This window comes from Acinetobacter sp. YH12049, from assembly GCF_013419875.1.
Classification (GTDB): domain Bacteria; phylum Pseudomonadota; class Gammaproteobacteria; order Pseudomonadales; family Moraxellaceae; genus Acinetobacter; species Acinetobacter amyesii.
In genome coordinates this window covers 65,962-92,565 of the sequence record NZ_VOZH01000006.1, presented here as the reverse complement: position 1 = coordinate 92,565, position 26,604 = coordinate 65,962, and the positions used below count along the sequence as shown (strand labels likewise).

26 protein-coding genes and 1 pseudogene are annotated in these 26,604 nt (G+C 40.4%); 17 read left to right on the top strand and 10 right to left on the bottom strand.

From position 1 onward, the window contains the following. Positions 1–8: 8 nt before the first annotated feature. Positions 9–575, bottom strand: coding sequence for a YceI family protein (locus FTU05_RS03995; RefSeq protein ID WP_180164278.1), 567 nt, complete (start codon positions 573–575; stop codon positions 9–11). An 87-nt stretch (positions 576–662) separates the two neighbouring features. Further along, entirely contained in the window at positions 663–1,232 is a 570-nt protein-coding gene (locus tag FTU05_RS03990; protein ID WP_180164276.1) for a nicotinate-nicotinamide nucleotide adenylyltransferase, read from the bottom strand. 106 nt (positions 1,233–1,338) lie between these two features. Between FTU05_RS03990 and FTU05_RS03985 the strand changes: the two genes are divergently transcribed. Together FTU05_RS03985 and FTU05_RS03980 are read left to right on the top strand one after the other, a co-directional pair. Then, complete coding sequence (locus FTU05_RS03985; protein WP_078192396.1) at positions 1,339–2,139, top strand: enoyl-CoA hydratase-related protein; 801 nt, start codon at positions 1,339–1,341, stop codon at positions 2,137–2,139. 95 nt (positions 2,140–2,234) lie between these two features. Continuing rightward, positions 2,235–3,008, top strand: coding sequence for a nitroreductase family protein (locus tag FTU05_RS03980; RefSeq protein WP_180164274.1), 774 nt, complete (start codon positions 2,235–2,237; stop codon positions 3,006–3,008). A gap of 208 nt (positions 3,009–3,216) precedes the next feature. Here FTU05_RS03980 and FTU05_RS03975 read toward each other — a convergent pair whose 3' ends face one another. Continuing rightward, positions 3,217–3,534 (bottom strand): YqfO family protein, encoded by a 318-nt coding sequence (locus FTU05_RS03975; RefSeq protein ID WP_180164272.1) that lies wholly within the window; start codon positions 3,532–3,534, stop codon positions 3,217–3,219. A 15-nt stretch (positions 3,535–3,549) separates the two neighbouring features. Beyond that, positions 3,550–4,431: a LysR family transcriptional regulator gene (locus tag FTU05_RS03970; RefSeq protein WP_180164270.1), complete on the bottom strand. Its 882-nt coding sequence runs from the start codon at positions 4,429–4,431 to the stop codon at positions 3,550–3,552. A gap of 156 nt (positions 4,432–4,587) precedes the next feature. Here FTU05_RS03970 and FTU05_RS03965 point away from each other — a divergent pair, with 156 nt between their 5' ends. Further along, positions 4,588–6,330, top strand: a complete 1,743-nt coding sequence (locus FTU05_RS03965; RefSeq protein ID WP_180164268.1) for an FAD-dependent monooxygenase — start codon at positions 4,588–4,590, stop codon at positions 6,328–6,330. A 41-nt stretch (positions 6,331–6,371) separates the two neighbouring features. Here the strand turns inward: FTU05_RS03965 and FTU05_RS03960 are convergent, their stop codons facing one another. The 4 genes from FTU05_RS03960 to FTU05_RS03950 all read right to left on the bottom strand — a co-directional run bounded on the left by FTU05_RS03960 (position 6,372) and on the right by FTU05_RS03950 (position 12,478). After that, on the bottom strand, positions 6,372–6,827 hold the full coding sequence (locus tag FTU05_RS03960) for a hypothetical protein (RefSeq protein WP_180023331.1): 456 nt from the start codon (positions 6,825–6,827) through the stop codon (positions 6,372–6,374). A 78-nt stretch (positions 6,828–6,905) separates the two neighbouring features. After that, positions 6,906–7,034, bottom strand: coding sequence for a KGW motif small protein (locus FTU05_RS17855; protein WP_257230079.1), 129 nt, complete (start codon positions 7,032–7,034; stop codon positions 6,906–6,908). Between the two features lie 328 nt (positions 7,035–7,362). Then, positions 7,363–11,199, bottom strand: coding sequence for a phosphoribosylformylglycinamidine synthase (gene purL / locus FTU05_RS03955; RefSeq protein ID WP_180164266.1), 3,837 nt, complete (start codon positions 11,197–11,199; stop codon positions 7,363–7,365). Positions 11,200–11,587: 388 nt separating this feature from the next. Beyond that, the gene (locus FTU05_RS03950; protein ID WP_180164264.1) at positions 11,588–12,478 is read right to left on the bottom strand and encodes a M20/M25/M40 family metallo-hydrolase; all 891 of its coding nucleotides are present in this window, start codon (positions 12,476–12,478) and stop codon (positions 11,588–11,590) included. Positions 12,479–12,833: 355 nt separating this feature from the next. Here FTU05_RS03950 and FTU05_RS03945 point away from each other — a divergent pair, with 355 nt between their 5' ends. The 9 genes from FTU05_RS03945 (at position 12,834) to tolA (ending at position 19,998) form a co-directional block, all read left to right on the top strand. Next, entirely contained in the window at positions 12,834–14,174 is a 1,341-nt protein-coding gene (locus tag FTU05_RS03945; protein WP_180009963.1) for a deoxyguanosinetriphosphate triphosphohydrolase, read from the top strand. Between the two features lie 127 nt (positions 14,175–14,301). Then, complete coding sequence (gene ruvA / locus FTU05_RS03940; RefSeq protein WP_180164262.1) at positions 14,302–14,904, top strand: Holliday junction branch migration protein RuvA; 603 nt, start codon at positions 14,302–14,304, stop codon at positions 14,902–14,904. Positions 14,905–15,149: 245 nt separating this feature from the next. Further along, positions 15,150–16,157 carry a Holliday junction branch migration DNA helicase RuvB gene (gene ruvB / locus FTU05_RS03935; protein WP_168378058.1) on the top strand — a complete coding sequence of 336 codons (1,008 nt, stop codon included), beginning with the start codon at positions 15,150–15,152 and terminating at the stop codon, positions 16,155–16,157. A 98-nt stretch (positions 16,158–16,255) separates the two neighbouring features. After that, entirely contained in the window at positions 16,256–16,903 is a 648-nt protein-coding gene (locus FTU05_RS03930) for a hypothetical protein (RefSeq protein WP_180164260.1), read from the top strand. A gap of 24 nt (positions 16,904–16,927) precedes the next feature. After that, positions 16,928–17,053 carry a hypothetical protein gene (locus FTU05_RS17850; protein ID WP_257220673.1) on the top strand — a complete coding sequence of 42 codons (126 nt, stop codon included), beginning with the start codon at positions 16,928–16,930 and terminating at the stop codon, positions 17,051–17,053. A gap of 66 nt (positions 17,054–17,119) precedes the next feature. Next, positions 17,120–17,527 carry a tol-pal system-associated acyl-CoA thioesterase gene (ybgC, locus tag FTU05_RS03925; RefSeq protein WP_078190367.1) on the top strand — a complete coding sequence of 136 codons (408 nt, stop codon included), beginning with the start codon at positions 17,120–17,122 and terminating at the stop codon, positions 17,525–17,527. A 27-nt stretch (positions 17,528–17,554) separates the two neighbouring features. Next, a complete protein-coding gene (gene tolQ, locus FTU05_RS03920; RefSeq protein WP_180007610.1) occupies positions 17,555–18,253 on the top strand; it encodes a protein TolQ in 699 nt (232 codons plus the stop codon). Then, positions 18,253–18,702: a protein TolR gene (gene tolR / locus FTU05_RS03915; RefSeq protein WP_180007609.1), complete on the top strand. Its 450-nt coding sequence runs from the start codon at positions 18,253–18,255 to the stop codon at positions 18,700–18,702. The genes tolQ and tolR overlap by 1 nt, the downstream gene beginning before the upstream one ends. Before the next feature lie 3 nt (positions 18,703–18,705). Further along, on the top strand, positions 18,706–19,998 hold the full coding sequence (gene tolA, locus FTU05_RS03910; RefSeq protein WP_180164257.1) for a cell envelope integrity protein TolA: 1,293 nt from the start codon (positions 18,706–18,708) through the stop codon (positions 19,996–19,998). A gap of 336 nt (positions 19,999–20,334) precedes the next feature. On the opposite strand, the gene FTU05_RS03905 is transcribed toward tolA, so the two are convergent. Beyond that, on the bottom strand, positions 20,335–20,994 hold the full coding sequence (locus FTU05_RS03905; protein ID WP_180164255.1) for an IS1595 family transposase: 660 nt from the start codon (positions 20,992–20,994) through the stop codon (positions 20,335–20,337). A gap of 243 nt (positions 20,995–21,237) precedes the next feature. Between FTU05_RS03905 and FTU05_RS03900 the strand changes: the two are divergent. The 3 genes and pseudogenes from FTU05_RS03900 to pal form a co-directional block, all read left to right on the top strand. Then, positions 21,238–21,543, top strand: a pseudogene (locus FTU05_RS03900) (cell envelope integrity protein TolA); the annotation flags it as partial. Positions 21,544–22,096: 553 nt separating this feature from the next. Next, positions 22,097–23,380, top strand: a complete 1,284-nt coding sequence (gene tolB, locus FTU05_RS03895; RefSeq protein ID WP_171319182.1) for a Tol-Pal system beta propeller repeat protein TolB — start codon at positions 22,097–22,099, stop codon at positions 23,378–23,380. Between the two features lie 68 nt (positions 23,381–23,448). Further along, on the top strand, positions 23,449–24,018 hold the full coding sequence (gene pal / locus FTU05_RS03890) for a peptidoglycan-associated lipoprotein Pal (protein WP_180164253.1): 570 nt from the start codon (positions 23,449–23,451) through the stop codon (positions 24,016–24,018). Positions 24,019–24,284: 266 nt separating this feature from the next. Here pal and FTU05_RS03885 read toward each other — a convergent pair whose 3' ends face one another. Further along, complete coding sequence (locus tag FTU05_RS03885; RefSeq protein ID WP_078190373.1) at positions 24,285–24,482, bottom strand: NF038105 family protein; 198 nt, start codon at positions 24,480–24,482, stop codon at positions 24,285–24,287. Positions 24,483–24,665: 183 nt separating this feature from the next. Here FTU05_RS03885 and FTU05_RS03880 point away from each other — a divergent pair, with 183 nt between their 5' ends. Next, positions 24,666–25,640: a class 1 fructose-bisphosphatase gene (locus FTU05_RS03880; RefSeq protein WP_078192041.1), complete on the top strand. Its 975-nt coding sequence runs from the start codon at positions 24,666–24,668 to the stop codon at positions 25,638–25,640. A 52-nt stretch (positions 25,641–25,692) separates the two neighbouring features. After that, positions 25,693–26,469 carry an RNA methyltransferase gene (locus tag FTU05_RS03875; RefSeq protein WP_078192042.1) on the top strand — a complete coding sequence of 259 codons (777 nt, stop codon included), beginning with the start codon at positions 25,693–25,695 and terminating at the stop codon, positions 26,467–26,469. The last annotated feature ends 135 nt before the right edge of the window (positions 26,470–26,604 follow it).

Genomic DNA, 26,604 nt, shown 5'->3' with positions numbered 1-26,604 from the left:
AAATAGGGTTATTCAATCCGCCATTGGCCTTTGAGTTGTATTAATACTTGCTCCCCTACACCACCAAGTGCTTTACGCATACCAAAATCACTACGTTTAATGGTTGCTAAAGATTGAACATCCAACACTTTTGGATTTTGTGGACTAGGGGCAAGTGTGGTATCAAAGATCACAGGTTTAGTGATGCCACGAATGGTGAGATCCCCTCGAATCATATACTTGGCATAAGCGACTGGTTCAATTTGTTTACTGAAAAACTTCACGTGCTTAAATTCAGCAGCATCAAAATATTCGCTCCCCAAGATTAATCCTTTCAAGCTTGGGTTACTAAAACTGATGCTATCCACATCTAACACTAAATGCGCTGAACCTTTATGCGGAATTTCAGGATCAAATTTTAGGTTCGATTGAACCTTATTAAAGCGGCCTTCTACAATAGACAGCCCCACAGATTTAATGCCAAATGTGACCTGACTATTAGGCGTTAGCGTCCACTCAGCAGCATGTAGGGGCAATACGCAGCATAAAGCGAAGGCTCCCATATATTTTGCTAACGTTCCGTGACGCAAATTCATGTTTTTCTCCTGAATAAAACACAGCCTAAAATCACTACAATGTTTATTTTTTTACTCCATTGTGGTGCTAGAAATTTAGCGTTTTTTTTATAGCAGATTTGTTTTATCCTGAGTCATAAATTTGTGTTGAAGTTGTTTATAAATGTCTGTCTGTTGAAATTTTTGCAAAAAATCGACGGTACCTTGAGGAAAGGCATCTCTTTCAATTTCACCACGAAAATACGCTTCACGTACTGGTGTCGCAGAAATCGCCCCTTCTAGACTATCCAGCTCAACCATTTCCCACTCGGGGAAGAATTTTAAATAATAAGAAGAATCATCTTTAAAATGCCCGATCAAACCGACTTTTACATTCGTTTCAACTACATCATCTACCAAAGATTTGACTAACTTTTGCCATTTTTCATCGTTATATACATCAATCACATGCACAAACTTGATTCGCTTCTGATCTTGCTCTGAAAAATTCGACAAGATCATCTGCTCACGCTCTACAGCCAAAAATGGATTTTTGATATTACGTTCATTTTGCGCCGAACCCAGTGCTAAAAGCACATATTGACTTTGTTGTAAGGCAATTTTAATGGTTTGCAAATGCGCTAAATGGAACGGCTGAAAACGCCCAATGAAAACCAAATAATCAAATGTATATTTCATATCAAATCAAACTTTTTATGAACTGAGCAGTTGTGCCACAGGCTGAAATATGCGACATAATGTCGAGCATAAAATCAAAACGAAACTTTTACGCAAGGATAGTACGATGACACTGAGCTGTATTCAACAACCCCATGAACATTTGAATGCGAATTTGGACAATGGCGTACTGACCTTAGCCATTAACCGACCTCAGGCGAAGAACGCGCTGTATACAGAATTATATCTGTGGATTGCAAAAGCATTAGATGAAGCTGATCAAGATACTTCAGTGCGTGTAGTAGTACTCCGTGGTCAAGATGCAGACTTCAGTGCGGGCAATGACATGCAAGATTTTATGAAATCTGCTGCTCAAAAAGGACAAGCTCCAGCTTCAGAAGGCGCACCTTTTATTTTGTTAAAATCTGCTGCTCAATTTTCTAAGCCGCTGATTGCTGCGGTTCGCGGTGTTGCCATTGGGATTGGTGTTACGATTCTGCTTCATTGCGATCTTGTCTACAGCGACAATACTGCCCTATTCCAAATTCCGTTTGTGAGCCTTGGTCTATCGCCTGAAGGTGCATCGAGCAAGCTATTGGTTCAACAAGCCGGCTACCATAAAGCGGCGGAATTACTGTTAACTGCTCAGAAGTTTGATAGTGCGACAGCGCTTTCAGCAAATTTGGTCAATAGCATTGAAGAAGATGCTTATGCGACAGCTGCGAAAAAAGCAGCACAGTTATCTGCACTTCCACTAGCATCTTTGGTTCAATCAAAAGCATTAATGAAACATAATGTAGATGAAATCGTGGCATGGATTGACCATGAAGCTGAAATTTTCATGGATCGAGTAGGCTCTCCAGAAATGATGGAAGCTGTTGCCGCCTTTATGCAAAAACGCAAACCTGACTTCTCTCAGTTCAATTAATGTTTTAATGGAACTAAAAAACCACTCATATTTGGGTGGTTTTTTTCATCTCAGCCCCAATCTATTTTCTAAATTAAAAAACTGGATGTTTCCACATGACTGCAGTATCACAAACTGAAACTAAACCTGAAAAGAAACGCTACTACGAGCCTGCGCCTGAAGGCATCGATATCGAGAATTTTAAAAAAGTTGTACAAAGCCGTCGTTCTGTACGTAAGTTTACCGACAAGGCCATTCCAAACGACGTTTTAGATGAATGCTTAGACCTCGCCTTGCTTGCACCGAATTCATCGAATTTACAACCATGGACATTCTATGTCGTTCAAAACCCTACAAAGAAAAAACAGTTGGTGAAAGCTTGCTTAGGGCAATTGGCAGCGAAAACCGCTGCGGAATTGATCGTCTGTGTCGCGCGTACCGACCATGTAGATGAAATGGCAAAACGGAATATTTCGGAATTTCCATTTCCTGAAGCACCTGCAGCGGTACAGAAGTATTACAAGTTTATTCCTTATAACTATAAAACTGGTTACTTCAACGCCCTAGGTAACTTTAAGAAAGTTGCTTTCAAAGTTGCACGTACACTGGATAAACAATTGCCTGTAACAGCTTTTAATGAAGCAGATGCAAAACTTTGGGTGAGCAAAACCACAGCATTGGCTTGTGAAAACTTAGTTTTGGCTTTACGTGCCTATGGTTTTGACAGTTGTATGATGGAAGGTTTTGATGAACCTTTGGTGAAGAAGATTTTAAGATTAAATGCCCAGCAATACCCAGTGATGGTGATTGGTGCAGGTGAACGTGCTAAAGATGGTGTATTCTTCCCGCAGTATCGTTTTGACCGTGATTTATTTATTCAGAAGGTTTAACTTGCTTTCAATTGAATACTCACAACCTCAATTAGCTACGTGACTTTAGTTTATAACGCGTAGGTATTACGTTACTTTGAAGGATCAAAGTAACCAAAATCCCTTGTTAGACAGAAGATTCATCCTTGAATCTCTGTCTAACGGGTGACATCCATGTCACCCTTCGTGTATCTACTTTTTTCTATAACTTAAAAATTTAAAAGCATCATTAAAATTGAATATCCACCATTTGAATAAACTCAAATGCCGGCTCTTCATAAGGATGACTTGCTTTTAAAGCCCTCGCTACCGCACTTGCCTTTTCTTCAGGCACTATCGTTTCCACTCGCCATTCTGGAATTTGCTCCAAAGTATCTAGCTCACCAATAAATGGATTTGCACCTTTTACAGGTTTAAACTGCCCTGTTCCAAGTACTTGCCAAGCGCAGTGTTCATAGTTGCCTATACCGCCTGCTCCTGCTTCAAATACGGCCAGTTTAGTCGACTCTAGGTGAGACTCAGGTACATAATAAATCAGTTTTAACATTGGTTATTCCAGACGCTATTGTGCAGTTACATTATTTAAAGCACTGTAAATCATTTTCAATGCCACATTATTCGATGCATTCGGATAGGTTGCATATAAACCTAGTTTCGGTAATTCCACATCTGTTTGAATGACTTTGACCGAATCATTTAAAAATTTGAGTAAATATTCGGGCACAAAACTCAGGCCCATGCCCATATTAATCAAATTTAAATGCTGCATGACATTTGTTACCCACAGCATATGATCATGTTGATGCTGATCAAAAGGAATCAAGGCATTTAAGGTATCGTAAAACACAGGAGAAGCATTTTGCTCACACATAATAATGGTGTGATTTTTTAATTCTTGAAGTTTTAAGATTCGATCTGATGGATGCAGATGCGCTGCACCGACTAGATAGATCTGCTCACTTAAAACCTGAATATTGGTAAAGTCGTCATGACTTAAGTGATAACGAGTAAAGCTAATATCCAATTCAGTATTTTTAAGTTTTTGAATCTGCTCTGTACACGTCAAGCTATGTAAATGTATGTTTAAATCTGGGATATGTTGTTTTAATTGCGCCAAAATACTCGGCATAATTTTCAATTCTGCGACATTTAAAAAGCCAATATGTATTTGATTATTTTTGGCTTGCGCCACGTGGCGAGCTGCTGCTATAGCTTGTTTGGCATTTTCTAGTGCTTGCTCTGCATATTTCAGAAAAGCCTGCCCCTCATCGGTCAGTAAGACTTTTCGGGCAGAACGTTCGAATAATTGCACCCCAACCTCCTGCTCTAAGTCTTTAATTTGCTGACTGAGCGATGGTTGTGCTGTAAATAGTTTTTCCGCTGCCTTAGTGAAACTCTGTTCTTTCGCCACCGTCACAAAATAACGTAAATGTCGTAATTCCATTCGCTTCACTCCACACACTCACTACATCACCTGTGTCATGCAGTCAAAATACCAATAGATCTATAGTTTATATGAATATCCATTCTACTCGGAAAATCATTTGCCTAGACTGCGGACTATTCAAAGTTTGCGCTTCACATACACATGGAGTTTTGTATGACACAGCAATTCGATACCGATGTTCTGATTATTGGCACAGGGCCTGCGGGTTCTACTTTAGGTTTGGCCTTGGCAAATTACGGCATTCAGGTTCAGCTTTTTACCCAATTTAATTGGTTAGCCAATAGTCCGCGTGCCCATATTACCAACCAACGTGCGATGGAAGTGTTACGTGACTTAGGTATCGAAGAACAAGTTCTCGACATTGCCACACCTTGGGAACAAATGGGTGAAAGCCTCATCACCACAAGTCTTGTCGGTGAAGAAATTGCCCGCATGAGTGCTTGGGGCACGGGCGATGAACGTCATGGCGATTATATTAAAGGTAGCCCCTGTCCATTAGTCGATCTCATTCAGCCGAAAATGGAAGCTTTGTTGGTAAAAAATGCGGCTGAACGTGGTGCAATTTATAATTTTAATACTGAATATTTGTCCCATATGCAAGATGAGCATGGTGTAACAGCAACCTTTTTAAATCGTATTACAAATACTGAATTCAGCTTACGTGCCAAATATTTGGTCGGTATGGATGGGGCAAAATCCAAAGTCCTTGAACAGCTTGATTTACCCCTGGAAGGGGTGATGTCTCGCGCAGGTACAGTCTATGTCACGTTTAAAGCAGATCTTTCACAATATGTGAAAAACCGCCCTGCTATTTTGCAATGGATTGTTAACCCAGAAGCGAGCTTTGGTGATCTGGGTATGGGCTTACTCCGTGCCATTACACCTTGGAATGAATGGATCATGGGTTGGGGCTTTGATATTTCCAAAGGCGAACCACAAGTCACCGAAGAACAAGTTCGTGCTCGACTTAATACCTTTGTCGGTGCTGAAATTGAAAATGTCGAGATTCAAAAATTGTCTTATTGGTATGTGAACCAAACATGGGCAACCGAATATTCAAAAGGTCGTGTATTCTGCGGCGGTGATGCTGTGCATCGTCATCCACCATCAAGTGGCTTAGGTTCAAATACCTGTATGCAAGATGCCTTTAACCTCGGTTGGAAATTGGCGTATGCAATTAAAGGTTGGGCTGCTCCTGCTCTACTTGATTCTTATACATTAGAGCGTGCGCCTGTTGGCAAGCAAATCGTGGCGCGTGCCAATCAATCTAGCTTTGACTATAAATACCTGAAAGATGTTTTCGGCTTTGAACAAGGTGTGACGACGCAAAAACAAATGTTGGAACGAATCTTCGCTGAAAATGAGCAAGGTGCTGAAATTCGTCAAAAACTGTTCCATGCTTTAGAAATTAAAAACTTTGAGTTTAACGCGCAAGGTGTAGAACTAAATCAGCGTTATACATCCAATGCCATGATTGCTGAATCTGAGCCTGAGATCTTTGCCAAAGATCAACAGCTTTACTTGCAAGCAACCACACTTCCGGGGGCTAAAGTTCCACATACTTGGATTATTGATGCCAAAGGCGATAAGCAATCAACGTTAGATATTACAGGGCATGGTCGTTTCACCCTACTGACAGGTCTTTCAGGCAAAGGTTGGAAAACTGCTGCTGAATCGTTGAATCTACCTTATTTAGATGTGATTCAAATTGGTTCACGTGAATACCGTGACGTTTATGGTACGTGGAATGCGAAATCTGAAATTCATGAATCAGGCGCTGTCTTAGTTCGTCCAGATGGTTATGTCGCTTGGCGATACCAAGACAGTACTAATGCTGCTTTTGATTATGAAAATACGTTGAAGGCGGTGTTAAAACAGATTCAATTGGCTGTTTAATCAAAAAAATCACCTTCGGGTGGTTTTATTAATTCAATATTTTAGGATTTTTCTTTCCAACAATGTTGTTTTTTTTCTACACCTATTTCAGCTTTATCTAACAACAATACTAAATTTTGTGTTCGATTATTTGAACTTTTTGGCACAAAACTATTTTGACTATATCCATTTTTATAAACGCAAATCGACCAACTATATTTTGCTGGAAATATATGAATAAATTGCAAACTTTTCTCTGCAGAAAATGTAGCAATTCCGTCCTGTGTTTTTTTTAATGTAGATTCAGTAAAAGACTTGCCTTGCCATGTTGTAAGATTTAAAAATACTTCTGCATCGTCCAACTTTTCATTTTGATCATTGATAACAGTTATATTAATTTTCGGATGCTTCGTTTTTAAAATAGGAAAGCACCCACTTAACAATGTTGACGGAAACATAAAGCCTAAAAGTAAAAATATTTTTATATCTTTTAATAATACAAATTGTTTAAAGCTCATTATTAATTTTTGCAGTTTTTTAATTATGCATTAGTTTACATAAAAAACCGCCTCACGGCGGTTTCAATTGTTCAAATATTACATCTGTAAAACATAACCCAAAACTAAAAACACCAACTGCAAACACACGACTGCACCAAAAAGCTTCCAGCCCTTTCTACGCAGCGCAGACTTATCAACTGCCGAATATTCCGCTGTTTTAATCATGTCATCACCTCATCATGAGTGTTGATACTGAACTCGTTTAGTTATCCATCTTTCTTTTATCTTGCTAGTCTTTAATCTTGCATAGTTATTGCGCAAAAATTACACACTAGCATGTTTCCACAAATATAAAAGCAAAATCTAAACCAAGTTCAGTGGGAGAAATAAAAATTTAAAACCAACAAAAAACCACCCGCAGGTGGTTAAAAATCGAAAGCGATTATATGTGTAAAAACAAGCATTCACAATAATTAATATATCTTTTGGTAAATTTTAACCATAAAAAAAGCCACCCGAAGGCGGCTCTTTTCTATAATTCATCTATCTAAGATTAACCAATAAATTTACGTGCATTACGGAACATACGTAACCATGCACCATCTTGATCCCAATCTTCAGGTTTCCAAGAATGCTGAATCGCACGGAAGTTACGTTCAGGGTGCGGCATCATAATCGTTGCACGACCGTCTTTAGACGTTACACCTGAAATCGCTTCTGGCGAACCATTCGGGTTCATTGGGTAATGCTGCGTTGGGTTGCCTTGACTATCTACATAACGCAAGATCACTTGATCGCCTGCATTGAGTGCTGCAATGTTTTCCGCGCTAGCAACCACACGGCCTTCACCATGTGCTACAGCGATAGGAAGAATCGAACCTTCCATACCTTCTAACAATACAGAGTTCGATTTTTCAACGCGTACGTTGACAGCACGTGCTTCAAACATCTCTGAAGTATTGCGGTGGAAACGAGGCCAAGCTTCTGCACCCGGAATTAATGGTGCAAGCTGAGACAGCATTTGACAGCCGTTACAAATACCTAGAGAGAAAGTTTCATCACGGTTGAAGAATTTCTCAAATTGGTCACGAAGTTTAGGATTGAACAATACAGATTTAGCCCAACCGCCGCCTGCGCCCAATACGTCACCGTAAGAGAAACCGCCACACGCGACTAAACCTTCAAAGTCATCAAGACTGATACGGCCAGCAAGCAAGTCGCTCATGTGTACATCTACAGTGTTGAAGCCGACTTTATCGAATGCAGCAGCCATTTCTACATGACCGTTTACACCTTGTTCACGCAGAATCACCATGTTTGGACGGCGTTCATTGATGTACGGTGCTTCGATTGGCTCGTTCAAATCAAATGTTGGTTTTGCAATTAAACCTGCATGTGATTTGTCCGCGATTAACGCATATTCTTGATCCGCAGTTTCTACGTTGTCACGCAGACGTTGGATTTGATGTGACACTTCAGTCCATGCTTGCTGTAATTCAGCACGGTCTAAGCTCAAACCATTTACAGTTAAAGTATCTGTATCGTTTACAGTACCTACCACTGCAATTGCATCGCGCAATGAAGACGCTGCAACTTCAGCTTCTAATGCAGCCCAATCCGCTTTGCTGATTTGAAGCACTGCACCAATTTCTTCTGCAAACAAGCTTGCAGTCGATTGATCTTCAAGTGCTGCACCTAAGCGTGAAGCAAACATCATTTCTGCAACAGTTGCCAATAGACCACCATCACCGATGTCATGGTAAGCCTTGATTAGACCACGGTTGTTCCAGTCTTGAACCAATGCAAAGAATGCTTTGAAGTCATCGAAGCTGTCTACGTCAGGTGTTACAGAACCAATTGCTTTATAAACCTGAGCAAGGATCGAACCGCCTAGACGGAATTGACCTTTAGACAAATCAATACGTACCAGTACAGACTCGATATTTTTAAGTTCAGGTGTCAATGTTTTGCGAACATCCGTCACAGGTGCAAATGCTGTGATCACGCCTGACATTGGTGAAGTGACAGATTTGTCTTCGCCTTCGTCATTCCAAGTGGTACGCATAGACAATGAGTCTTTACCTACTGGAATTGCGATACCTAGTGCAGGACACATTTCCATACCGATGGCTTTAACACCTTCGAATAGCGCTTGATCTTCACCTTGTTGACCTGCAGCAGCCATCCAGTTTGCAGACAATTTAATGTCACTGATCTGGTCGATTTTTGCAGACATAATGTTTGAAATCGATTCTGCTACAGATAAACGTGCAGAAGCAGCAGGATTCAACAACGCAACTGGTGGACGCTCACCCATTGCCATTGCTTCACCTGTATAACCGACAAGGCTAGTTGTTGTTACCGCAGCATCCGCTACAGGCACTTGCCACTTACCGACGAACTGATCTCGTGCAACCATACCTGTAATCGAACGGTCACCAATGGTGATCAAGAACGATTTAGATGCAACTGTTGGATTTTTAAGAACGCGGTAAATCGCATCTTTCAAATCTGTGACAGTTTCAGCAGTGAAATCATCGCCTTTACGTTCAATGGTTTCATATGAACGGCTCATACGCGGTGTACCACCAAGCATCACTTGCATAGGCATATCCACAGCTTTGTTTTCAAACAATGGATCGTTTACTGTCAATTGACGTGCTTCAGTTGCTTCACCAAGTACGGCGAATGGGCAGCGTTCACGTGCACACAGTGATTCAAACAATTCTAAAGAGCTTGGACGAATTGCCAATACATAACGCTCTTGTGCTTCGTTCGACCAAATCTCCATCGGAGACATGCCTTTTTCCAGTGATGGAATTTTACGAAGATCAAGGATTGCACCTAACTCATGATCGTTCACAAGTTCAGGCATTGCATTTGAAATACCGCCCGCACCCACGTCATGTACAGACACGATTGGGTTATGATCTTCCATGCGCCAGCATGCATCAATCACTTCTTGGCAACGGCGTTCCATTTCTGGGTTTTCACGCTGTACAGATGCGAAATCTAGGTTTTCACCTAACTTACCGCTGTCTACAGAAGACGCAGCACCGCCGCCTAAACCAATCAGCATTGCAGGACCACCTAGTACGATCAGTAAATCGCCTGGTTGAATCGCATCTTTTTCTACATGGTCAGGACGGATGTTACCGTAACCACCGGCAATCATAATTGGCTTATGGAAGCCTTTTACATCACCATTGACATTTTGTTCAAATGTACGGAAGTAACCATTTAACGCAGGACGACCAAATTCATTGTTAAACGCTGCACCACCCAATGGGCCTTCAATCATAATTTGAAGTGGAGATGCCATACGAGATGGTTTGCCGTAGTTTTCTTCCCATGGCTGTTCAAAACCCGGAATGTTCAAGTTAGAAACAGTGAAACCTGTTAAACCTGCTTTTGGCTTACCACCACGACCTGTTGCGCCTTCGTCACGGATTTCACCGCCCGAACCTGTTGCTGCACCAGCAAATGGTGCAATCGCTGTCGGATGGTTATGTGTTTCCACTTTCATCAAGATGTGAGCGGCTTGACTCTTGTATTTATAAACGTGGTGACCTGTTTCAGCATCTAGTTTTGGATAAAAACGCTGTGTGTCAAAACCCACAATTACAGAAGCGTTGTCTTTATATGCCGACAATACATCTGTAGGTGATTCTTTATAGGTGTTTTTAATCATTTGGAACAATGACAATGGTTGAACTTCACCATCAATTGTCCATTCTGAACCAAAGATTTTATGACGGCAGTGTTCAGAGTTTGCTTGAGCAAACATCATCAATTCGATGTCATGCGGGTTGCGACCCATTTTTGTGAATGCATCGGTTAAATAATCGATTTCTTCATCAGAAAGCGCAAAACCAAATTCAGAGTTAGCTTTCACCAACGCTTCTTTACCTTGACCCAAAATATCAATTGAGTTTAAAGGCTTTGGTTCAGTTTCAGAGAAAAGTGCCGCAGCATCTTCAATAGCATTGAAAACGCTTTCAGTCATGCGATCATGTAATGCTAGTTTTACTTCATCAGAAACAGCATTCACACCCTTCAAAGTAAACAAAACACCGCGTTCAAGGCGATGAACCGGTGTATTACAGTTGGCAAAAATGTCTGTTGCCTTAGACGACCACGGAGAGATGGTTCCAACACGTGGCGTCACTAAAATTTGGACTTCGTCACTTGCTGCTTGGTGCAATTCAAAAGATTGACCATCGTTGAGAAGCTGTAAAGCGGATTGCTGTTGTTGCTCGTTGAGCGCTTGGTCAAAAAGGTAAACCCATTGACTTTCAATTGATTGAACAGAACTAATTGACGTTAAACGTGATAATAGTTGAGTTTTCTTAAATGAAGAATGTGCAGGTGCACCGGCAACGATAAACATGCTGATTTTGGCTCCACGGGATGATCGAAAAGACCATGCCACAATGTGACTTGAGAGAGCGCATATTCTACTGTGTATTAGTTAAATCAGCTAGATGTGAAAGTGAAATTGTAGTGCTTATATCGGGAAGTTTAGGCAATAATGCTTTTATTTTTAAATAATAAAATTGAATTTAGTCGCACAGATTAACACAAAATTATCTGATTTTTTCATTTCATCCTAAGAATAATATTCAAACTATAAAAATGTTTTATTTTTCAACAACAACTCACTTTTTAATCAAGCTTTAAAACCATATTTGAAAATGATTTTCAGGTCTAAATGTGTGAGATTTAAACCTGAAATTCATAAAAGACTAAAATCATTTCACATTTGAAATTGAAACATTTTATTTATTCAAATCTGACAATAGATGTTGAATTACATTGAGGGCTAAGTTCAGTGAGTTTACATCTACACCATCAATCGTATCGCAAGCCTTGTGATAGCACGGTGCAAATTCGAGTTCATCACCTTTCATTTGCTCATTAAATAAAATTAGTGAAGTAACGGGAACTTTCCCTAAAAATGGCAAAGTATCGCTTGCTGTTAAAGTCGTTACATCATCTTTAATCTGCATATTATTGGTTTTAAAATATTGACGCATACTTTGTTCTAATGCAGCATCCTGCGGGTGCTTAGGTAATTGACTCATGCTGTCTAAGATTGGCTGATAATCACTTTGTATAAGTCCATTGGCTTTAAACTGTGCCGCCATTTCTGCAATTGATGAATGGTCACCATCGGCAATCATGATATTCGGATTCTTTGTTCCCACCATATCAACATTGATATAGGCTTGAATGCCTTGAAGCTGTTTCTCACTGAGTGATTTCACAAAAGCTTGTGAACCTGCAATACCAACCTCTTCCGAATCCCAAAAGGCAAGATATAGTGTGTGTTTAGGTTTTACCTTTTGCTTCGCATAGTCTTGTAATAATGCTAACAATACTGCAACGCCTGAAGCATTATCATTAATCCCAGGCCCCATTTTCACCGAATCATAGTGCGCGCCGACAATCACAGCGGTATCTTTGAATTGCCCTTCAATCTCAATCACAATATTTTGCCCAACGGTCTTTTCTCGATTTTCAAATGGCAACATTTGCGCGTGCAAGCCTGCTTTCTTGGCTTGTTCAAGAATATATTGTGCAGAAGCCAATCCACCTGCTGTACCTACTGCACGATTGCCACCATTTTGTTCCGCAATTTCTTCAAATGTTTCTAAATGATGCATCATGCTATTTTCTGATGCAGCAACATTTTGGTTTGGCTGCACTTTCGTTATATTTTTTTCTGTATTGAAACTTGTACAACCTGACAAAAAAATGTCACGCCCAAACTTAGTGCAGTCAAAGTAGGAAGAAATTGCTTTCTATACATTTAAATTATTCTCATTGAAAATTAAAAAATGGGATAAAAGGTAAAATTTGCCCATCTATACTAACAGCCCATTTTTAAATTTCTGTTTTGTTTTGCATTTCATTAAGGCAAATCACTCATACATCTTTTAAGACAAGTTGTGTCGCCCCACACTAGTGCTTTTCTGCTAAGTTTGGCATTATTCAATTCAAGTAATAATTGAATAATGATAAATGACTCAAATGCGTTGGCTTGAACTGCTTTCTACAGTTCGTATTGGTAGTAATAAACATAGTTCTGAACAGGCACGTAGCCCCTTCCACAAAGACTACGACCGCATTATTTTTTCGCAAAGCTTCCGACAATTAAACCGCAAGACCCAAGTCCATCCCCTCACCCAACATGATGGCATTCATACTCGCCTGACTCACTCTTTAGAAGTGTCTTGTATTGGACGTTCATTGGGGATGCTCGCGGCTGAAAAAATTAAAGATGAACTCCCGATGTGGATTTCACCTGCCGATGTCGGTGCAATTATTCAAGCTGCGTGCTTGGCACACGATATTGGTAATCCACCTTTTGGCCATGCAGGTGAATATGCTATTCGAGAATGGTTTGATGATGCATCACACACCAACTTTTTACAGGACTTAAGCCCTGAAGAAGAAGCCGATGTGAGACAGTTTGAAGGCAATGCCCAAGGTTTACGCCTACTGACGAAAATTGACTATCACCCGAATGATGGGGGTATGCGTTTAACCTATGCAACTTTAGGTGCATATTTAAAATACCCCTGGCTTTCAAAAACCATTGCATCGCAAGGCAATAAACCTGCGAGCCAACGAGCAAAGTTTGGTTGTTATCAAGCAGAAAAAGAAATCTTGCAGCAAATTGCAGAACAACTCGGTTTAATTCAACTGGGCGAATATCACTACTGTCGTCATCCGTTGACCTATTTGCTTGAAGCCGCAGATGACATTTGTTATGCCTTAATTGACCTTGAAGATGGCATTATCCTCAACATGTTGAACTATAACGAAGTTGAGCCAATTTTCCTTGATCTGGTCGGTGACTATGGCATACCTGCCGAATTGGCGATGACTGATACCACTTGGCAACAAAAAATTGCCGCATTACGTGGTCGAGTGATGAAACGTCTAGTCGAAGAAGTCACGACAGCCTTCGCCCGCCATCATCATGAAATTTTGTCAGGTCAACTTAAAGGCAGTTTATTGCAATATTGCAGTGAAGATATTGAGCGTGGAATTAACCGAGCAAAAGAATTAGCCCGCGATAAAATTTTTGAACATCCACAAAAAGCCGGCTTAGAGATTATTGCGCATCAAAGTCTACAAAATATTTTAGATGCCTTTATTCCTCTAACTACGCCAAATAAAACTTTGAGTTTTAAAGAACAACGACTGATGTCCATTCTTCACCGTTCGGGGGCACATTTTGGGCCGTTGCATTATGAAAACATCATGCAAGTATTGGATATTATCTCTAAATTTTCAGACCATCAGGCTTATAACCTTGCACAGGAACTTCAAGGCAATAAAGTTGGTTTCTTTTAAACCATTAAAATATCGAAGGCTAGCAATTCACTATCCTTCACGCTAATCTCACAACAAATTGGACATGTGGGAAATACCCACAGTGAACTTAAATATAGTCTGAACTTAAATAAAGTGAATAAATGACATGATCGGATGTTTAATTGGCGAAGTGCTGGCATTGGAAGCACCAACAGTATTACTCAATGTAAATGGTGTGGGCTATGAAATTGACACCCCACTTTCTACATTTTGCCAACTACAAAAAGGTCAAAAAATTACCCTGTGGACACACCTTGCCGTACGTGAAGATGCACAACTGCTTTATGGTTTTAGTAACCCACAAGAAAAATTAATTTTCCGCACTTTACTTAAAGTAAATGGTGTTGGGCCAAAAATGGCGCTTGGCATTCTTTCAACGTTAAGTGTTGAAATGCTGATTCATACAGTTGAACATGAAGATGTAAACACTTTAGTCAAAGTTCCGGGTGTAGGTAAAAAAACCGCTGAACGCCTCATGATTGAGTTACGTGATCGCTTTAAAGCCATGGCTTCAGGTACGGCACCAACGAATTCAACTGTTGAACAAATTCAATTTACGGGCAACTCTGCCGTTGCTGAAGCTGAAGCGGCATTGCAATCACTGGGCTACAAACCACTAGAAGCACAAAAATTAGTGAATGCTGCCAAAGGTGATTTTACTGAAGCCAGCGACATTATCCGTGCTGCATTAAAGTCGATGAATAAATAATTTTTAGTTTCTAATGAGCACTGCATCCTTTGCCTTTTAGGGTTATAGACAGTATGTGAATCACGCAGGCGACAAGGATGTCGCCGTTAAACTGTGCTACAAGGACGTAGCATCAGTTTAACAAATGGGTTTTGTCACTTTTGCCCAGTCAAAAGTGAGAATCGCCTATACAATGGCATTTAAAGTTCAATCGCTTTTTGAGGCTGTGATTCTTCCACAACGATATAGAGATTAGTTAAATAATTATGCAAGACCGTCTTATCAGTGGTTCAGAAAAACCCGAAGACCACTTCGACCGCGCCATTCGCCCAACTTCCCTTGATGACTACATCGGGCAACCTGTCGTCCGTGAACAAATGGAAATCTTTATCGGTGCTGCGCGTGGCCGTGAAGAAGCACTCGATCACACCTTAATTTTTGGCCCACCGGGTTTAGGAAAAACCACACTAGCCAATATTATTGCGCGTGAAATGGGCGGCAACTTAAAATCGACATCAGGCCCAGTCCTTGAGCGTGCAGGCGATTTGGCTGCGATGCTAACCAACCTCGAAGAAGGTGATGTTTTATTTATTGATGAGATCCATCGTCTTTCACCGGTCATCGAGGAAATTCTCTATCCAGCGATGGAGGATTACCAACTCGACATCATGATTGGTGAAGGCCCTGCTGCCCGTTCGATCAAACTGGATTTACCACCCTTCACTCTTGTTGCAGCGACGACTCGTGCAGGCCTACTGACCTCTCCTTTACGTGACCGTTTTGGTATCGTACAACGCTTAGAGTTTTATTCTGTCAAAGACTTAACGCATATTGTGACTCGATCTGCAAACTTGATGGATGTACCCATGACTGCCGAAGGCGCACAGGAAGTTGCACGCCGTGCTCGTGGGACACCTCGTATTGCAAACCGTTTATTACGCCGAGTCCGTGATTATGCGCAAGTTAAAGGTACGGGTGAAGTAACCCAAGAGATGGCTCAACGTGCTTTGGACATGCTGAATGTCGATAAAGATGGTTTAGATACGCTAGACCGCCGTTATTTATCAATGCTACTAGAGCGTTTTGATGGTGGCCCTGCAGGCGTAGAAGCTTTAGCTGCTGCTATGGCAGAAGACTCAGGGACGCTAGAAGATGTGATCGAGCCTTACCTCATTCAGCAAGGCTATGTCATGCGTACTGCACGTGGACGTATTGCCACCAATATGGCGTATTTACAGTTTGGGATGACACCACCAGAGCCGAAAGATAAGTAAACGATAATTCACTGAACGACTTCAGGGAGTTAAATGCTCCCTGCATGTTTATTTAAATTTTTAAAATAAATTCAAGCCACTACAAACAATAGACTAAAATGATAAATCTTGAGAATAGAATAATTAACAAAATTAATAGCGACTACATTCAAAACCTACCATTAGACAGTGCCATTGAACACATTCCCAGAGAACAACCTATCAGTTCATTTAGCTCAAAACAAATGAGTGATTTTGAAAGCTTATTCCACACCGAATACAATTATTTTATCACTGTCGAATGTGAAAACATTCTTAGCAAAGAAACCATAGAAGTAAGTGAAGATAATATCTTAACTATTAAACAATCGCCTTCTACATATCGTATAAAAAACCTGAGCTTCAACTATACTTCTGCCCTCATTTTTATTGGGATGTACTATCACGACGACGTACAAGCTTTGGTCAAGGAAAACTTTAAGCCAGCAAAAATTAATACATTGTATTTCAGCTTCTCATTCTTTGCTTTAGTCATACTCGTTTATGTGTTTTTCTGGATAGATCTACCTAATAAACTTTTACTCATGTTAGTTATTGGCCTTGGCTTTTGCTGCTTAACGTATATGTATGAATCTTTAAAAGCATTACTCCCAAAGCAACAGAAAAAGAAAATGGAAGAAACTCACTTTCATATTGCGGGATATTTAGCAGCTCATCTACAAGATTTTGTCGATGCAAAATTTAAATTAGATGAACAAACAAATTAAAAGCAGTCTCTTTTTTAATCAGTAATGACATCTACGAAAGTTAAAGATTTACGTGAGTTGAAACCTTGTGCCATTGGACTGATGACTCACGGTGCTAAACTGCCCGTCATTGAAGCACTTGACGAATCATTGAATTATCGCCATTTTTAAATGCTCTAATTCTATGCTGAAGTGCAGAACAATATTTTTCAGATTTTATAAAGACGGAACACTCTCATGGCGAATAAATTCGAATTCAACATTCGTGTATATATTGAAGATACAGATGCAGGTGGCATTGTTTACCACGCAAATCATATTCGCTTTATGGAGCGTACCCGCACAGAATGGCTACGCGCTTCAGGTGTAGACCATTATTGGCATCAAAAAGATTACAACTTTGTCGTTCATAAAATTAATGTGAAATATTCACGCCCTATATTAATGGATGACCTGATTACTGTTACAGCAAGTGTAGTTTCGTGTAAGGCTACGTCATTTGTGTTGCAACAAAATATTTATCGTGGTGATATTATGCTGGCATCAGGTGAGGTAGAATTGGCATGTATCAGTGCAGAGATGAAACCCCGTCGCCTTCCTGATGAAATACGTGAACTGATTCTGAAAGAATTGGAACAAGATTAAAAAAATTATTTGGCACATGTAGTAACTATGGCAACTCAACTAGAATCAACACTTAAAGTTTCAGACCTCATCTTACAAGCAAGTCCTGTCGTACAACTGGTAATGCTCCTGCTGCTCTTAGCTTCGTTATTCAGTTGGTATCTGATTGCCAAGTTACACATGAGTTATAAAAAAGCGCAGGCCGATGATGAACATTTCCAAAAAATCTTTTGGTCTGGCGCCGAACTCAACACTTTATACAACAATGCTCAGCTCAACTCGAAACGTGTTGGCCTTGAAGATGTTTTCTATCAAGGTTTAGGCGAGTTTTTCAAACTTAAAAAGCGTAATGCCAGCGCAGAACAATCCATTGAAGGTACAGAACGTATTCTTCGTGTGGGTTTAAGCCGTGACCAAGGACATTTAGAAAATGGTTTAGGCGCGCTTGCGAGTATTGGATCGGTTGCACCCTATGTTGGTTTATTCGGTACCGTTTGGGGCATTATGAACGCTTTTATTGGTTTGGCAGATATTGACCAAGTCACCCTTGCTACGGTTGCTCCGGGTATTGCAGAAGCATTGATTGCAACGGCCATTGGTCTTTTTGCGGCAATTCCTGCTGTACTTGCATTTAACCATTTCACAGCCAAAGGTGAAGCCGTTTATAATGATCGTGCGCTTTTTGCCGAAGAAATGGTTGCGTTATTACAACGCCAGTCTGTAGGTTCAACTCAGGACAATGACTAATGGCTATTCAACGTTCTGGACGCTTTGAGCGCATCAAAAAACCATTTAAAAGTGACATGAACGTCGTACCTTATATTGATGTCATGTTAGTTCTTTTGGTGATTTTCATGGTCACGGCACCTATGATCACCACAGGTGTCAAAGTCGATTTACCACAGGCAAATGGCACGCCTATGCAAGCGGAAGATCGCCCTGCGATTGTTACACTTGAGGCGGATGGAACGATCAAACTCGAAGATAAAAATCATCAGAATGATGTACTCACACTTGATGAACTAAAATCTGTTTTAACTGCTTCACAAAATGAAGCGAACGAACAGAAAAAGCAAATGAGTGTCCTGATTAACGGCAGTGAATCTCGTCCTTATGGTGAAGTCATGAAACTCATGTCTGCCCTTCAAGATGCAGGTTTAACACAAGTAGGTTTACTGACTGAGCCATTAAAATAATTTATGAAAGATTTCAACAAGCCGCCTTTTAAACAAAAAGCCGTTGCGATTGGTTTCACACTAGGTGTTCATATCGTCGCTGTGGTTGGCTTACTTTATCTTGGCATGAGTAAACCACCTGAGCCCCCTAAAAAAATAACCACTGTTTTGGTAAAACCGGAAGATTTGAAACCTGTAACTCGTGAAGTCACAGAGTTTGATGAAACCGCGCATGAAAATGTAGCTGAACAAATCACGCAAACAGCAGAACCTAGCGTTGAACCAGCACCCGAGATTCCAACGGCTGCACCACCTAAACCAGCAGAACCACCTAAGGCAGATCCACAGGTTGCTGCTCAACAGGCACTCGCTGCGGCAAAAGCACAGCAGCTTGCTGAACAAAAAGCTGCGGACAATGCAAAGCGTGCTCAAGAACAAGCTAAAGCGGCTGAAGCTGCAAAACTAAAAGCACAACAAGAAGCTAAAGCGGATGCGGCTAAGGCAAAAGCAGATGCTACGGCGAAAGCCAATGCTGAAGCAGCAAAACGTAAAGCAGATGCTGATGCCAAAGCCAAGGCTGAAAAAATCCGTGCCGATGCTTTAAGAAAAGCAGAAGCTGACAAAGCCAAAGCTGCAGCAACGGCAAAAGCCAATGCAGATGCAAAAGCCAAGGCCAATGCGGATGCTGCAAAACGTAAAGCAGATGCAGACGCGAAAGCTAAAGCCAATGCGGAAGCTGCAAAACGTAAAGCAGATGCTGATGCGAAAGCCAAGGCCAATGCAGAAGCTGCAAAACGTAAAGCAGATGCTGATGCCAAAGCTAAGGCCAATGCAGAAGCTGCAAAACGTAAAGCAGATGCTGATGCAAAAGCTAAAGTCAATGCGGAAGCTGCAAAACGTAAAGCAGATGCTGATGCCAAAGCTAAGGCTGATGCAAAGGCAAAAGCCGATGCCGAAGCACGCGAACGTGCAGCCGAAGAAGCCAAAGCTTCATCTGCAAAAAAAGCAGCTGAAGAAGCTGCACAGAAAAAAGCTGAAGCGAAGAAAATTGCTTCAACAGCAAAACGTGATTTTGAAAATAGGATTAAGCGTGCGTGGGATACACCTTCAGACTCTGCGGGTAAAACGGCGACTGCTCGCGTTACCCTTACGGAAAGTGGTTCAGTTCGGTCAGTGATTGTGAACTCTAGTGATCCTGATATGAAAGCCAGTATTGAGGCTGCAGTTCGTGCTGCTGCACCATATCCTATGCCGAGTGACCCAGATGCAAAACGTGAAGCTCAAAGTTTTACGTCCACCTTCAAGTCATCACGTTAATTTTTAAATCCCTGCATTCGTTGCGGGGATTTTTTTATTTACTTACTGATGTTACGCAGTAACACCAGAAGCGTAATTTGATTTAAATAAAAGTATATGATACGCGGTAACGTCATCCGCAAGTGTTTGAGACAGGACTACTTTTAATCAAAAATGTTTTTGCGATACTTTGAATAATTTGACGCTAGTGAATGAGTTTTGCGGATGACAATGGTTTTGGGTACTTTTGCCAAAACAAAAGTACCTCCAGCCGAAGGCTAATCCCTTTATTCACCCCCTAGATGTAAGACTCCGTCGAATAGAATTAAAAATCATTGGGGCTGTACTAGATAAGATTTAAATTCCAGTCCAAACTCGCAAAGTTTTTAACTGTTGACTTGGACTGCCATAATTAAATCTAAACTCACATTCCTTTAGAAACAAGGGAAAAGATTCTTTAGGAATACCATTATATTTTCTCAATATTCTTTTCGCTTGATTCCAAAAAATTCTCAATTCCATTGATATGATTTTTCCCATTTGCGAAATGAGTTGAATGGTTAACTCTATGGTGGCAAAAACCTGCAACATCCAAAGCATTGTAGCTACCCATTGATCTGTATAAACAATGCTATCTGGTGTGATTTTCTTAGAAATTACAGGCATTAAAGTACCAGACTTAGTATCAGGAACAACAACAGTATAAACTTTACCATTTCGCTTCAATAGACCAAATACGATAACTTTGTCAGCAGCTCCACGTCCTCGTTTCCCTTTACGGGTTCCGCCGAAATAGCTTTCATCTAATTCAATCTCACCATCGAATATTTCAAAGGCTTCAACTTCTAAATGATAAGAAATAATTTTACGAATCTTAGTAAAGAAAAGTGCTGCTGAATTATGATGAATTTTTAATAAATCAGCAGCAGCTCTTGCAGTCACTCCTAGCACGAAAAACTCTAGTAGTTTTAATTGAGTTTTCTTATTTAATTTACAGTTAGTTAGCTTCATTTTCATCGATTAACATAGTGCTAATCTAGTACAGCCCCAACATTATTTTTAGTTTCGACACTCTTATTTATAAGCACCCAGACATTTGCTAAAAGTCGGTCAATTTATATCCCCTCTTCGACCATGCCTGACCATATTCCACCTGAACAATTTAATGCTTTGCTGATGGATCATGCTAAAACAACTCAACCTGAGAAATCAGTACAGGACGTAAAAAAGCCTCTTAAACCCATTTCACATGCTCTAAATGAAGAAGATGCAAAGAAAAAAGCGGAAGCCAAGAAAATCGCTTCAACAGCTAAACGTGATTTTGAACATAAAATCAAACGTGCTTGGGATACACCACCTGGCTCTAGCGGTAAAACGGCCATTGCTCGCGTGATTTTATCTAAAACAGGTGCTGTCCAAGCAGTCATCGTAAGCTCCAGTGATCCTGATATGAAAGCCAGTATTGAGGCTGCAGTTCGTGCTGCTGCACCATATCCGATGCCTAGCGACCCAGATGCTAGACGTGAAGCACAAAGTTTTACCTCTACATTTAGATCTTCAAATTAAGTTTGATAAATCCGTGCATTGCTTGCGGGGATTTTTTTGTGGTTAAGTAATGAATCACCCCATACCCATTTTTTCTTATCTTCAATAGATCAAGTTTCATCGCTGGTATGATGTTTATTTTTAAGCTTCTACATCCATCCCCCCAGTTCCCCCCTTTCCTAAAATGAATACTCAATCGATTGTACCTGTGTGTTTCAATACTTGAGCTTTTATAAAGCTCTAGCCCCGACTAATTGATCCATTCTTGTCTTCGTTCTATATAACGCCGTGTATGTGGGACTCAGCAACATCAAGTATTACTAAAATTTTCTAAACACTTGATTCAAAAATAGAATCTTATAACTAAAGAATTATCATTTTCATTCCAAAATGTGATGTTGTGTTCATGATTTTTAAGCTAGACTTGACGAAACTCGGATAAAATCTCTGCATTTTTCACAGTGTTATAACAGTTCAGTCATATTTTCATGCTTTTAATATCCCAAAATCATGCCATTATGTGACACAACCAAATACAGACAATAACTCACATTTTTAGAGTAATTAGCGAATGATGGAAATGACGCGTAAACATCTTCTTTGCTTAGCCGTATTCACTGCTTTGAGCCCAGTTTTAGTGACTCAAACGCATGCGCAGCTTCACCTCGAAATCACTAAAGCTCCTGAAGAAGCACCTAAAATTGCGATCGTGCCTTTTAGTAATGACTCAAATATTTATCCAGTGGTTGAAAATGACTTGAACCGCTCAGGTAAATTTACCAGTGCCTCTAAAAACTTACCTGCAACTGCAACAATAAATTCACCTAATGCAGAAGCATGGAAAGCTGCGGGCGTACCCTATGTCGTGACAGGCACATCAAAAACAACGGCTGATGGCTCTTATGAAATTCACTACCAACTGTATGATGTTGAAAAAAAACAATACCTGTTAAATGAACTACTCACTGTACCTGCTTCACGTTATCGTCAAGCAGCGCATATGATCAGTGATGCAATCTATCAAGCTTTAACTGGCATTCCAGGTGACTTCAGCGGCCGTATTGCCTATGTATTGCGTAATGCAGCAACACCAGATCAGCGCTATACCCTACAAATTGCAGATACAGATGGTGAACAACCCCGTACCATTTTGACTTCACGTGATCCAATCTTGTCCCCTGCATGGACGCCTGATGCGAAAAAGCTAGCCTATGTTTCATTTGAAACCAAACGCCCTGCGATTTACATCCAAGATTTAGCAAGTGGTAACCGTGAAAAAGTAGCAAGTTTCCGTGGCCTGAATGGTGCACCAAGCTTCTCACCTGATGGCAAATCAATGTTATTTACCGCATCGATGCATGGCAATCCTGAAATCTATCAAATGGATTTACAGACTCGCCAATTAAAACGCATGACCAATGACACAGCGATTGATACAGAAGCACGTTATGCCCCTGACGGTAAATCATTTATTTTTACCTCTGACCGTGGTGGCTCTCCACAAATTTACACCTACAACTTAAGTGCTGAAAGTGTCAAACGTTTGACTTTCCGTGGCGCTTTCAATGCACGTGGTACTTTAAGTGCGGACGGTAAAAAATTAGCTTTGGTACATCGTCCTAGCGGTAGTAACTATAAAGTTGCGGTTCAAGACATTGGTTCTGGTGTAACCAATATTTTAACACCAACAAGTTTAGATGAATCCCCAAGCTTCTCACCAAATGGTCAAATGGTGGTGTATGCAACCCGTGAAGCAAACCGTGGTTTGCTCTCGATCATGTCTTTAGATGGCCGTTTCCGCATGAACTTACCAAGTGAACAAGGTGAAGTTCGTGAGCCAGCTTGGGCACCGAAATAAACACTGCATGATTTATTCAACAATAACTTTTTAATGAAACATCATAAATAACCGTCATGGAGATCAATATGAACGCGATGAAACTGATTGCAATACCTGTTTTAGCTACAGCATTAGTAATGACTGGTTGTGCCAGCCGTAAACCTGCAGCAGATGTACAAGCAGGACAAAACCCAAATGGCTCAACCACTGTAAACACTTCAGGTTTAAGTGAAGATGCAGCACTCAATGCACAAAACCTTGCGGGTGCATCATCGAAAGGTGTAACTGAAGCGAATAAAGCATTTTTAGCGAAGCGCGTTGTACACTTTGACTACGACAGTACAGAGCTTAGCAATGAAGACTTACAAACCCTTCAAGCTCACGCTCAGTTCCTAGTTGCTAATGCAAACTCACGCGTGGCTTTAACAGGTCACACCGATGAACGTGGTACTCGTGAATATAACATGGCACTTGGTGAACGTCGTGCCAAAGCTGTTGAAAGCTTCCTGATTACAACAGGTGTAAGCCCTAACCAGCTTGAAGCAGTCAGCTATGGTAAAGAAATGCCAATCAATGCGGGTCATGATGAAAATGCATGGAAAGAAAACCGCCGCGTAGAAATTAACTACGAAGCTGTTCCTCCGCTACTTAAATAAGACTTGAAAAAGTCTGAGCTAAAAAAAAGCACTCATTAATGAGTGCTTTTTTATTTAACCGGTATCATTTAATTTATATCGTTTCATTTGCATCGTTCTGTTGCAACGTTCTGTGCTTTAACTCAATTTAGCCCTTTAACTCAGGATAAATTCAGTTAGCGGCTTTAGAACTTTAAGAAAATATCCAATGAAAATGCAAGTGAACGACTTTAAAAACGAGATCCTTAGCTTTACCAACTAGAAAATTAGCTTAACAATCCAAATCATTACGCTTCTGCTTCTGGATGTTCAGCATTTTCTTTTTCTGTTTGCATCGACTCAATGAGGTCATGTTTATTGAACTTTTTATACTCTGCTTTTGCTTCGTAACTGCTCCATGCAGCTTTTACGGTATCCGCAGAAATATCGTCTAAATTCAATCCCTCAGTTGCAGTCGGAGTCGCATCAAATTTTTGTGTGGTCATTGTTGTGCTCCCTGTCTTTCGATTTATACATTAGATTCAACATAGCATGTTATTCAGGACTTGCAAGGGTAAAATCACGACAAATAGTCTAGTTTAATTTTTCTTTTCCTTCGTTCTCATCTAAAATGTTGCACAATCACATTTTATCATTTTTGATAAATTAATATTTGGAGTTTTCCGGTTATGTCAAATCTCACCCTTTCCCAATTTCTACAACAACAAAGTGGTAATCTTACTCCTGCATTAGCACAAGTTATTGAAACAATTGGTAATACATGCAAAGACATCGACCTTCTTTTACAAAAAGGTGCTTTGGCTGGTGTATTGGGTAGCGCGCAACACGAAAACGTTCAAGGTGAAGAACAAAAGAAACTTGATGTCATTTCAAATGATTACCTCATCGATGCATTAAAAGTTCATCCACATGTCGGTGGTTTGGCATCTGAAGAATTAGATGAATTCACACCAGCTCAAGAAAATGGCGATTATCTTGTCTTATTTGACCCATTAGATGGTTCAAGCAACATTGATATCAATATGTGTGTTGGCACAATTTTCTCAATTCTTCCTGCAAAAAATGCCGTAACACAAGCTGAAGATTTCATGCAAGCGGGTGTTAACCAAGCGGCTGCAGGTTATGTATTGTATGGCCCATCAACAATGATGGCTCTAACTGTCGGTGCTGGCGTAGTCTTTTTTACTTTTGATCCAGAAAGCAAAGAATTCTTATTAACTAAAGATGCGATTGCGGTTGCAGCAGATACTAAAGAATATGCAATTAATGCATCGAACCAGCGTCACTGGGAAGAACCTGTAAAACGTTATATCGACGAACTTCTTGCAGGTAAAACTGGCCCGCGTGAAAAAGACTTCAATATGCGTTGGGTTGCATGCATGGTGGGTGATATTCATCGTATTCTTTGCCGTAGCGGTATCTTCATGTATCCATACGACTTCAAAGATCCGAAAAAAGCAGGCCGTCTACGTTTAATGTACGAAGCAAACCCAATGAGTATGTTGATGGAACAAGCTGGCGGTGCTTCTACAACAGGCCGTGTCCGCATTCTAGACATCCAACCAACAGAACTTCATCAACGTGTTCCTGTGATTATTGGTTCTAAAAACGAAGTTGACCTAGTTACGTCATACCATAATTAATTTCTTATAACGAAAGTCAGTATTTTTGCTGACTTTCGTGGATATCTCCCTCATGGCTCTGATTTATCTCGAATCAAAAGACAACCCTAAAATTAAACACCTCCGTGGCTTAATCGAACAAAATGCCTACCGTAAAAAACAAGGTCAAACTGTTTTGGAAGGCACACACTTGGTGTTGTCATGGTTAGACTCAAAACGTCCAATCAAATCGATTTTCACCACTGAACAAGCAATTAATCATGCCGACTTCGACCGCATTGCGGAACAATATCAAGGTGCGGTGTTCATTCTAAGTGAATCTTTATACAAAGATATCAGTACACTTGGAACATCTATTGCTTGTTTAGCAATTGTGGATTTACCAAGTTCAAGTGAAGCACTTAACTTCAGTGAAGACACCTTAATTTTAGACAACATTCAAGACCCAGGTAATGTTGGCACCCTACTCCGTTCTGCTGCCGCTGCAGGTATTGAGCAAGTTGTTTGTACCAAAGGCTCTGCATCGCTCTGGTCACCGCGTGTATTACGCGCAGGTATGGGCGCACATTTTTCATTAAATACCTTTGAAAATATTGCCCTTGAAGATATTTTGACGAAATTCAAAATTCCAGTGTATGCAACAAGCTCACATCAGTCTGAAAACCTATATAGCAAAAATTTGCGCAAACAATGTGTGTGGATTTTAGGCAATGAGGGTCAAGGTGTTTCTGAGTATGCATTACAACATGCAGAAGCCGTTGCGATTCCTCAACCGGGTGGTCAAGAATCGTTAAACGTAGCCATTGCTGGCTCGATCTGTTTTTTTGAAATGGTACGTCAGCGTCAGTAAAATCGTTATTTTATTGTATTTAGCGCTTAAGCCTGAAAAAAATAGACTACACTAGAAAAAATAATAATTCTTTTTGTCAACCTAACCATTATTTCCATCGTTATTTGTATATGAATATGGAAATAATGGTGGGTA

Bases quoted from the DNA above. Each gene is read 5' to 3' on its own strand.
- FTU05_RS03995 (WP_180164278.1), bottom strand. From the start codon at position 575: ATGAATTTGCGTCACGGAACGTTAGCAAAATATATGGGAGCCTTCGCT.
- FTU05_RS03990 (WP_180164276.1), bottom strand. From the start codon at position 1,232: ATGAAATATACATTTGATTATTTGGTTTTCATTGGGCGTTTTCAGCCG.
- FTU05_RS03985 (WP_078192396.1), top strand. From the start codon at position 1,339: ATGACACTGAGCTGTATTCAACAACCCCATGAACATTTGAATGCGAAT.
- FTU05_RS03980 (WP_180164274.1), top strand. From the start codon at position 2,235: ATGACTGCAGTATCACAAACTGAAACTAAACCTGAAAAGAAACGCTAC.
- FTU05_RS03975 (WP_180164272.1), bottom strand. From the start codon at position 3,534: ATGTTAAAACTGATTTATTATGTACCTGAGTCTCACCTAGAGTCGACT.
- FTU05_RS03970 (WP_180164270.1), bottom strand. From the start codon at position 4,431: ATGGAATTACGACATTTACGTTATTTTGTGACGGTGGCGAAAGAACAG.
- FTU05_RS03965 (WP_180164268.1), top strand. From the start codon at position 4,588: ATGACACAGCAATTCGATACCGATGTTCTGATTATTGGCACAGGGCCT.
- FTU05_RS03960 (WP_180023331.1), bottom strand. From the start codon at position 6,827: ATGAGCTTTAAACAATTTGTATTATTAAAAGATATAAAAATATTTTTA.
- FTU05_RS17855 (WP_257230079.1), bottom strand. From the start codon at position 7,034: ATGATTAAAACAGCGGAATATTCGGCAGTTGATAAGTCTGCGCTGCGT.
- purL (WP_180164266.1), bottom strand. From the start codon at position 11,199: ATGTTTATCGTTGCCGGTGCACCTGCACATTCTTCATTTAAGAAAACT.
- FTU05_RS03950 (WP_180164264.1), bottom strand. From the start codon at position 12,478: ATGATGCATCATTTAGAAACATTTGAAGAAATTGCGGAACAAAATGGT.
- FTU05_RS03945 (WP_180009963.1), top strand. From the start codon at position 12,834: ATGACTCAAATGCGTTGGCTTGAACTGCTTTCTACAGTTCGTATTGGT.
- ruvA (WP_180164262.1), top strand. From the start codon at position 14,302: ATGATCGGATGTTTAATTGGCGAAGTGCTGGCATTGGAAGCACCAACA.
- ruvB (WP_168378058.1), top strand. From the start codon at position 15,150: ATGCAAGACCGTCTTATCAGTGGTTCAGAAAAACCCGAAGACCACTTC.
- FTU05_RS03930 (WP_180164260.1), top strand. From the start codon at position 16,256: ATGATAAATCTTGAGAATAGAATAATTAACAAAATTAATAGCGACTAC.
- FTU05_RS17850 (WP_257220673.1), top strand. From the start codon at position 16,928: ATGACATCTACGAAAGTTAAAGATTTACGTGAGTTGAAACCTTGTGCC.
- ybgC (WP_078190367.1), top strand. From the start codon at position 17,120: ATGGCGAATAAATTCGAATTCAACATTCGTGTATATATTGAAGATACA.
- tolQ (WP_180007610.1), top strand. From the start codon at position 17,555: ATGGCAACTCAACTAGAATCAACACTTAAAGTTTCAGACCTCATCTTA.
- tolR (WP_180007609.1), top strand. From the start codon at position 18,253: ATGGCTATTCAACGTTCTGGACGCTTTGAGCGCATCAAAAAACCATTT.
- tolA (WP_180164257.1), top strand. From the start codon at position 18,706: ATGAAAGATTTCAACAAGCCGCCTTTTAAACAAAAAGCCGTTGCGATT.
- FTU05_RS03905 (WP_180164255.1), bottom strand. From the start codon at position 20,994: ATGAAAATGAAGCTAACTAACTGTAAATTAAATAAGAAAACTCAATTA.
- tolB (WP_171319182.1), top strand. From the start codon at position 22,097: ATGGAAATGACGCGTAAACATCTTCTTTGCTTAGCCGTATTCACTGCT.
- pal (WP_180164253.1), top strand. From the start codon at position 23,449: ATGAACGCGATGAAACTGATTGCAATACCTGTTTTAGCTACAGCATTA.
- FTU05_RS03885 (WP_078190373.1), bottom strand. From the start codon at position 24,482: ATGACCACACAAAAATTTGATGCGACTCCGACTGCAACTGAGGGATTG.
- FTU05_RS03880 (WP_078192041.1), top strand. From the start codon at position 24,666: ATGTCAAATCTCACCCTTTCCCAATTTCTACAACAACAAAGTGGTAAT.
- FTU05_RS03875 (WP_078192042.1), top strand. From the start codon at position 25,693: ATGGCTCTGATTTATCTCGAATCAAAAGACAACCCTAAAATTAAACAC.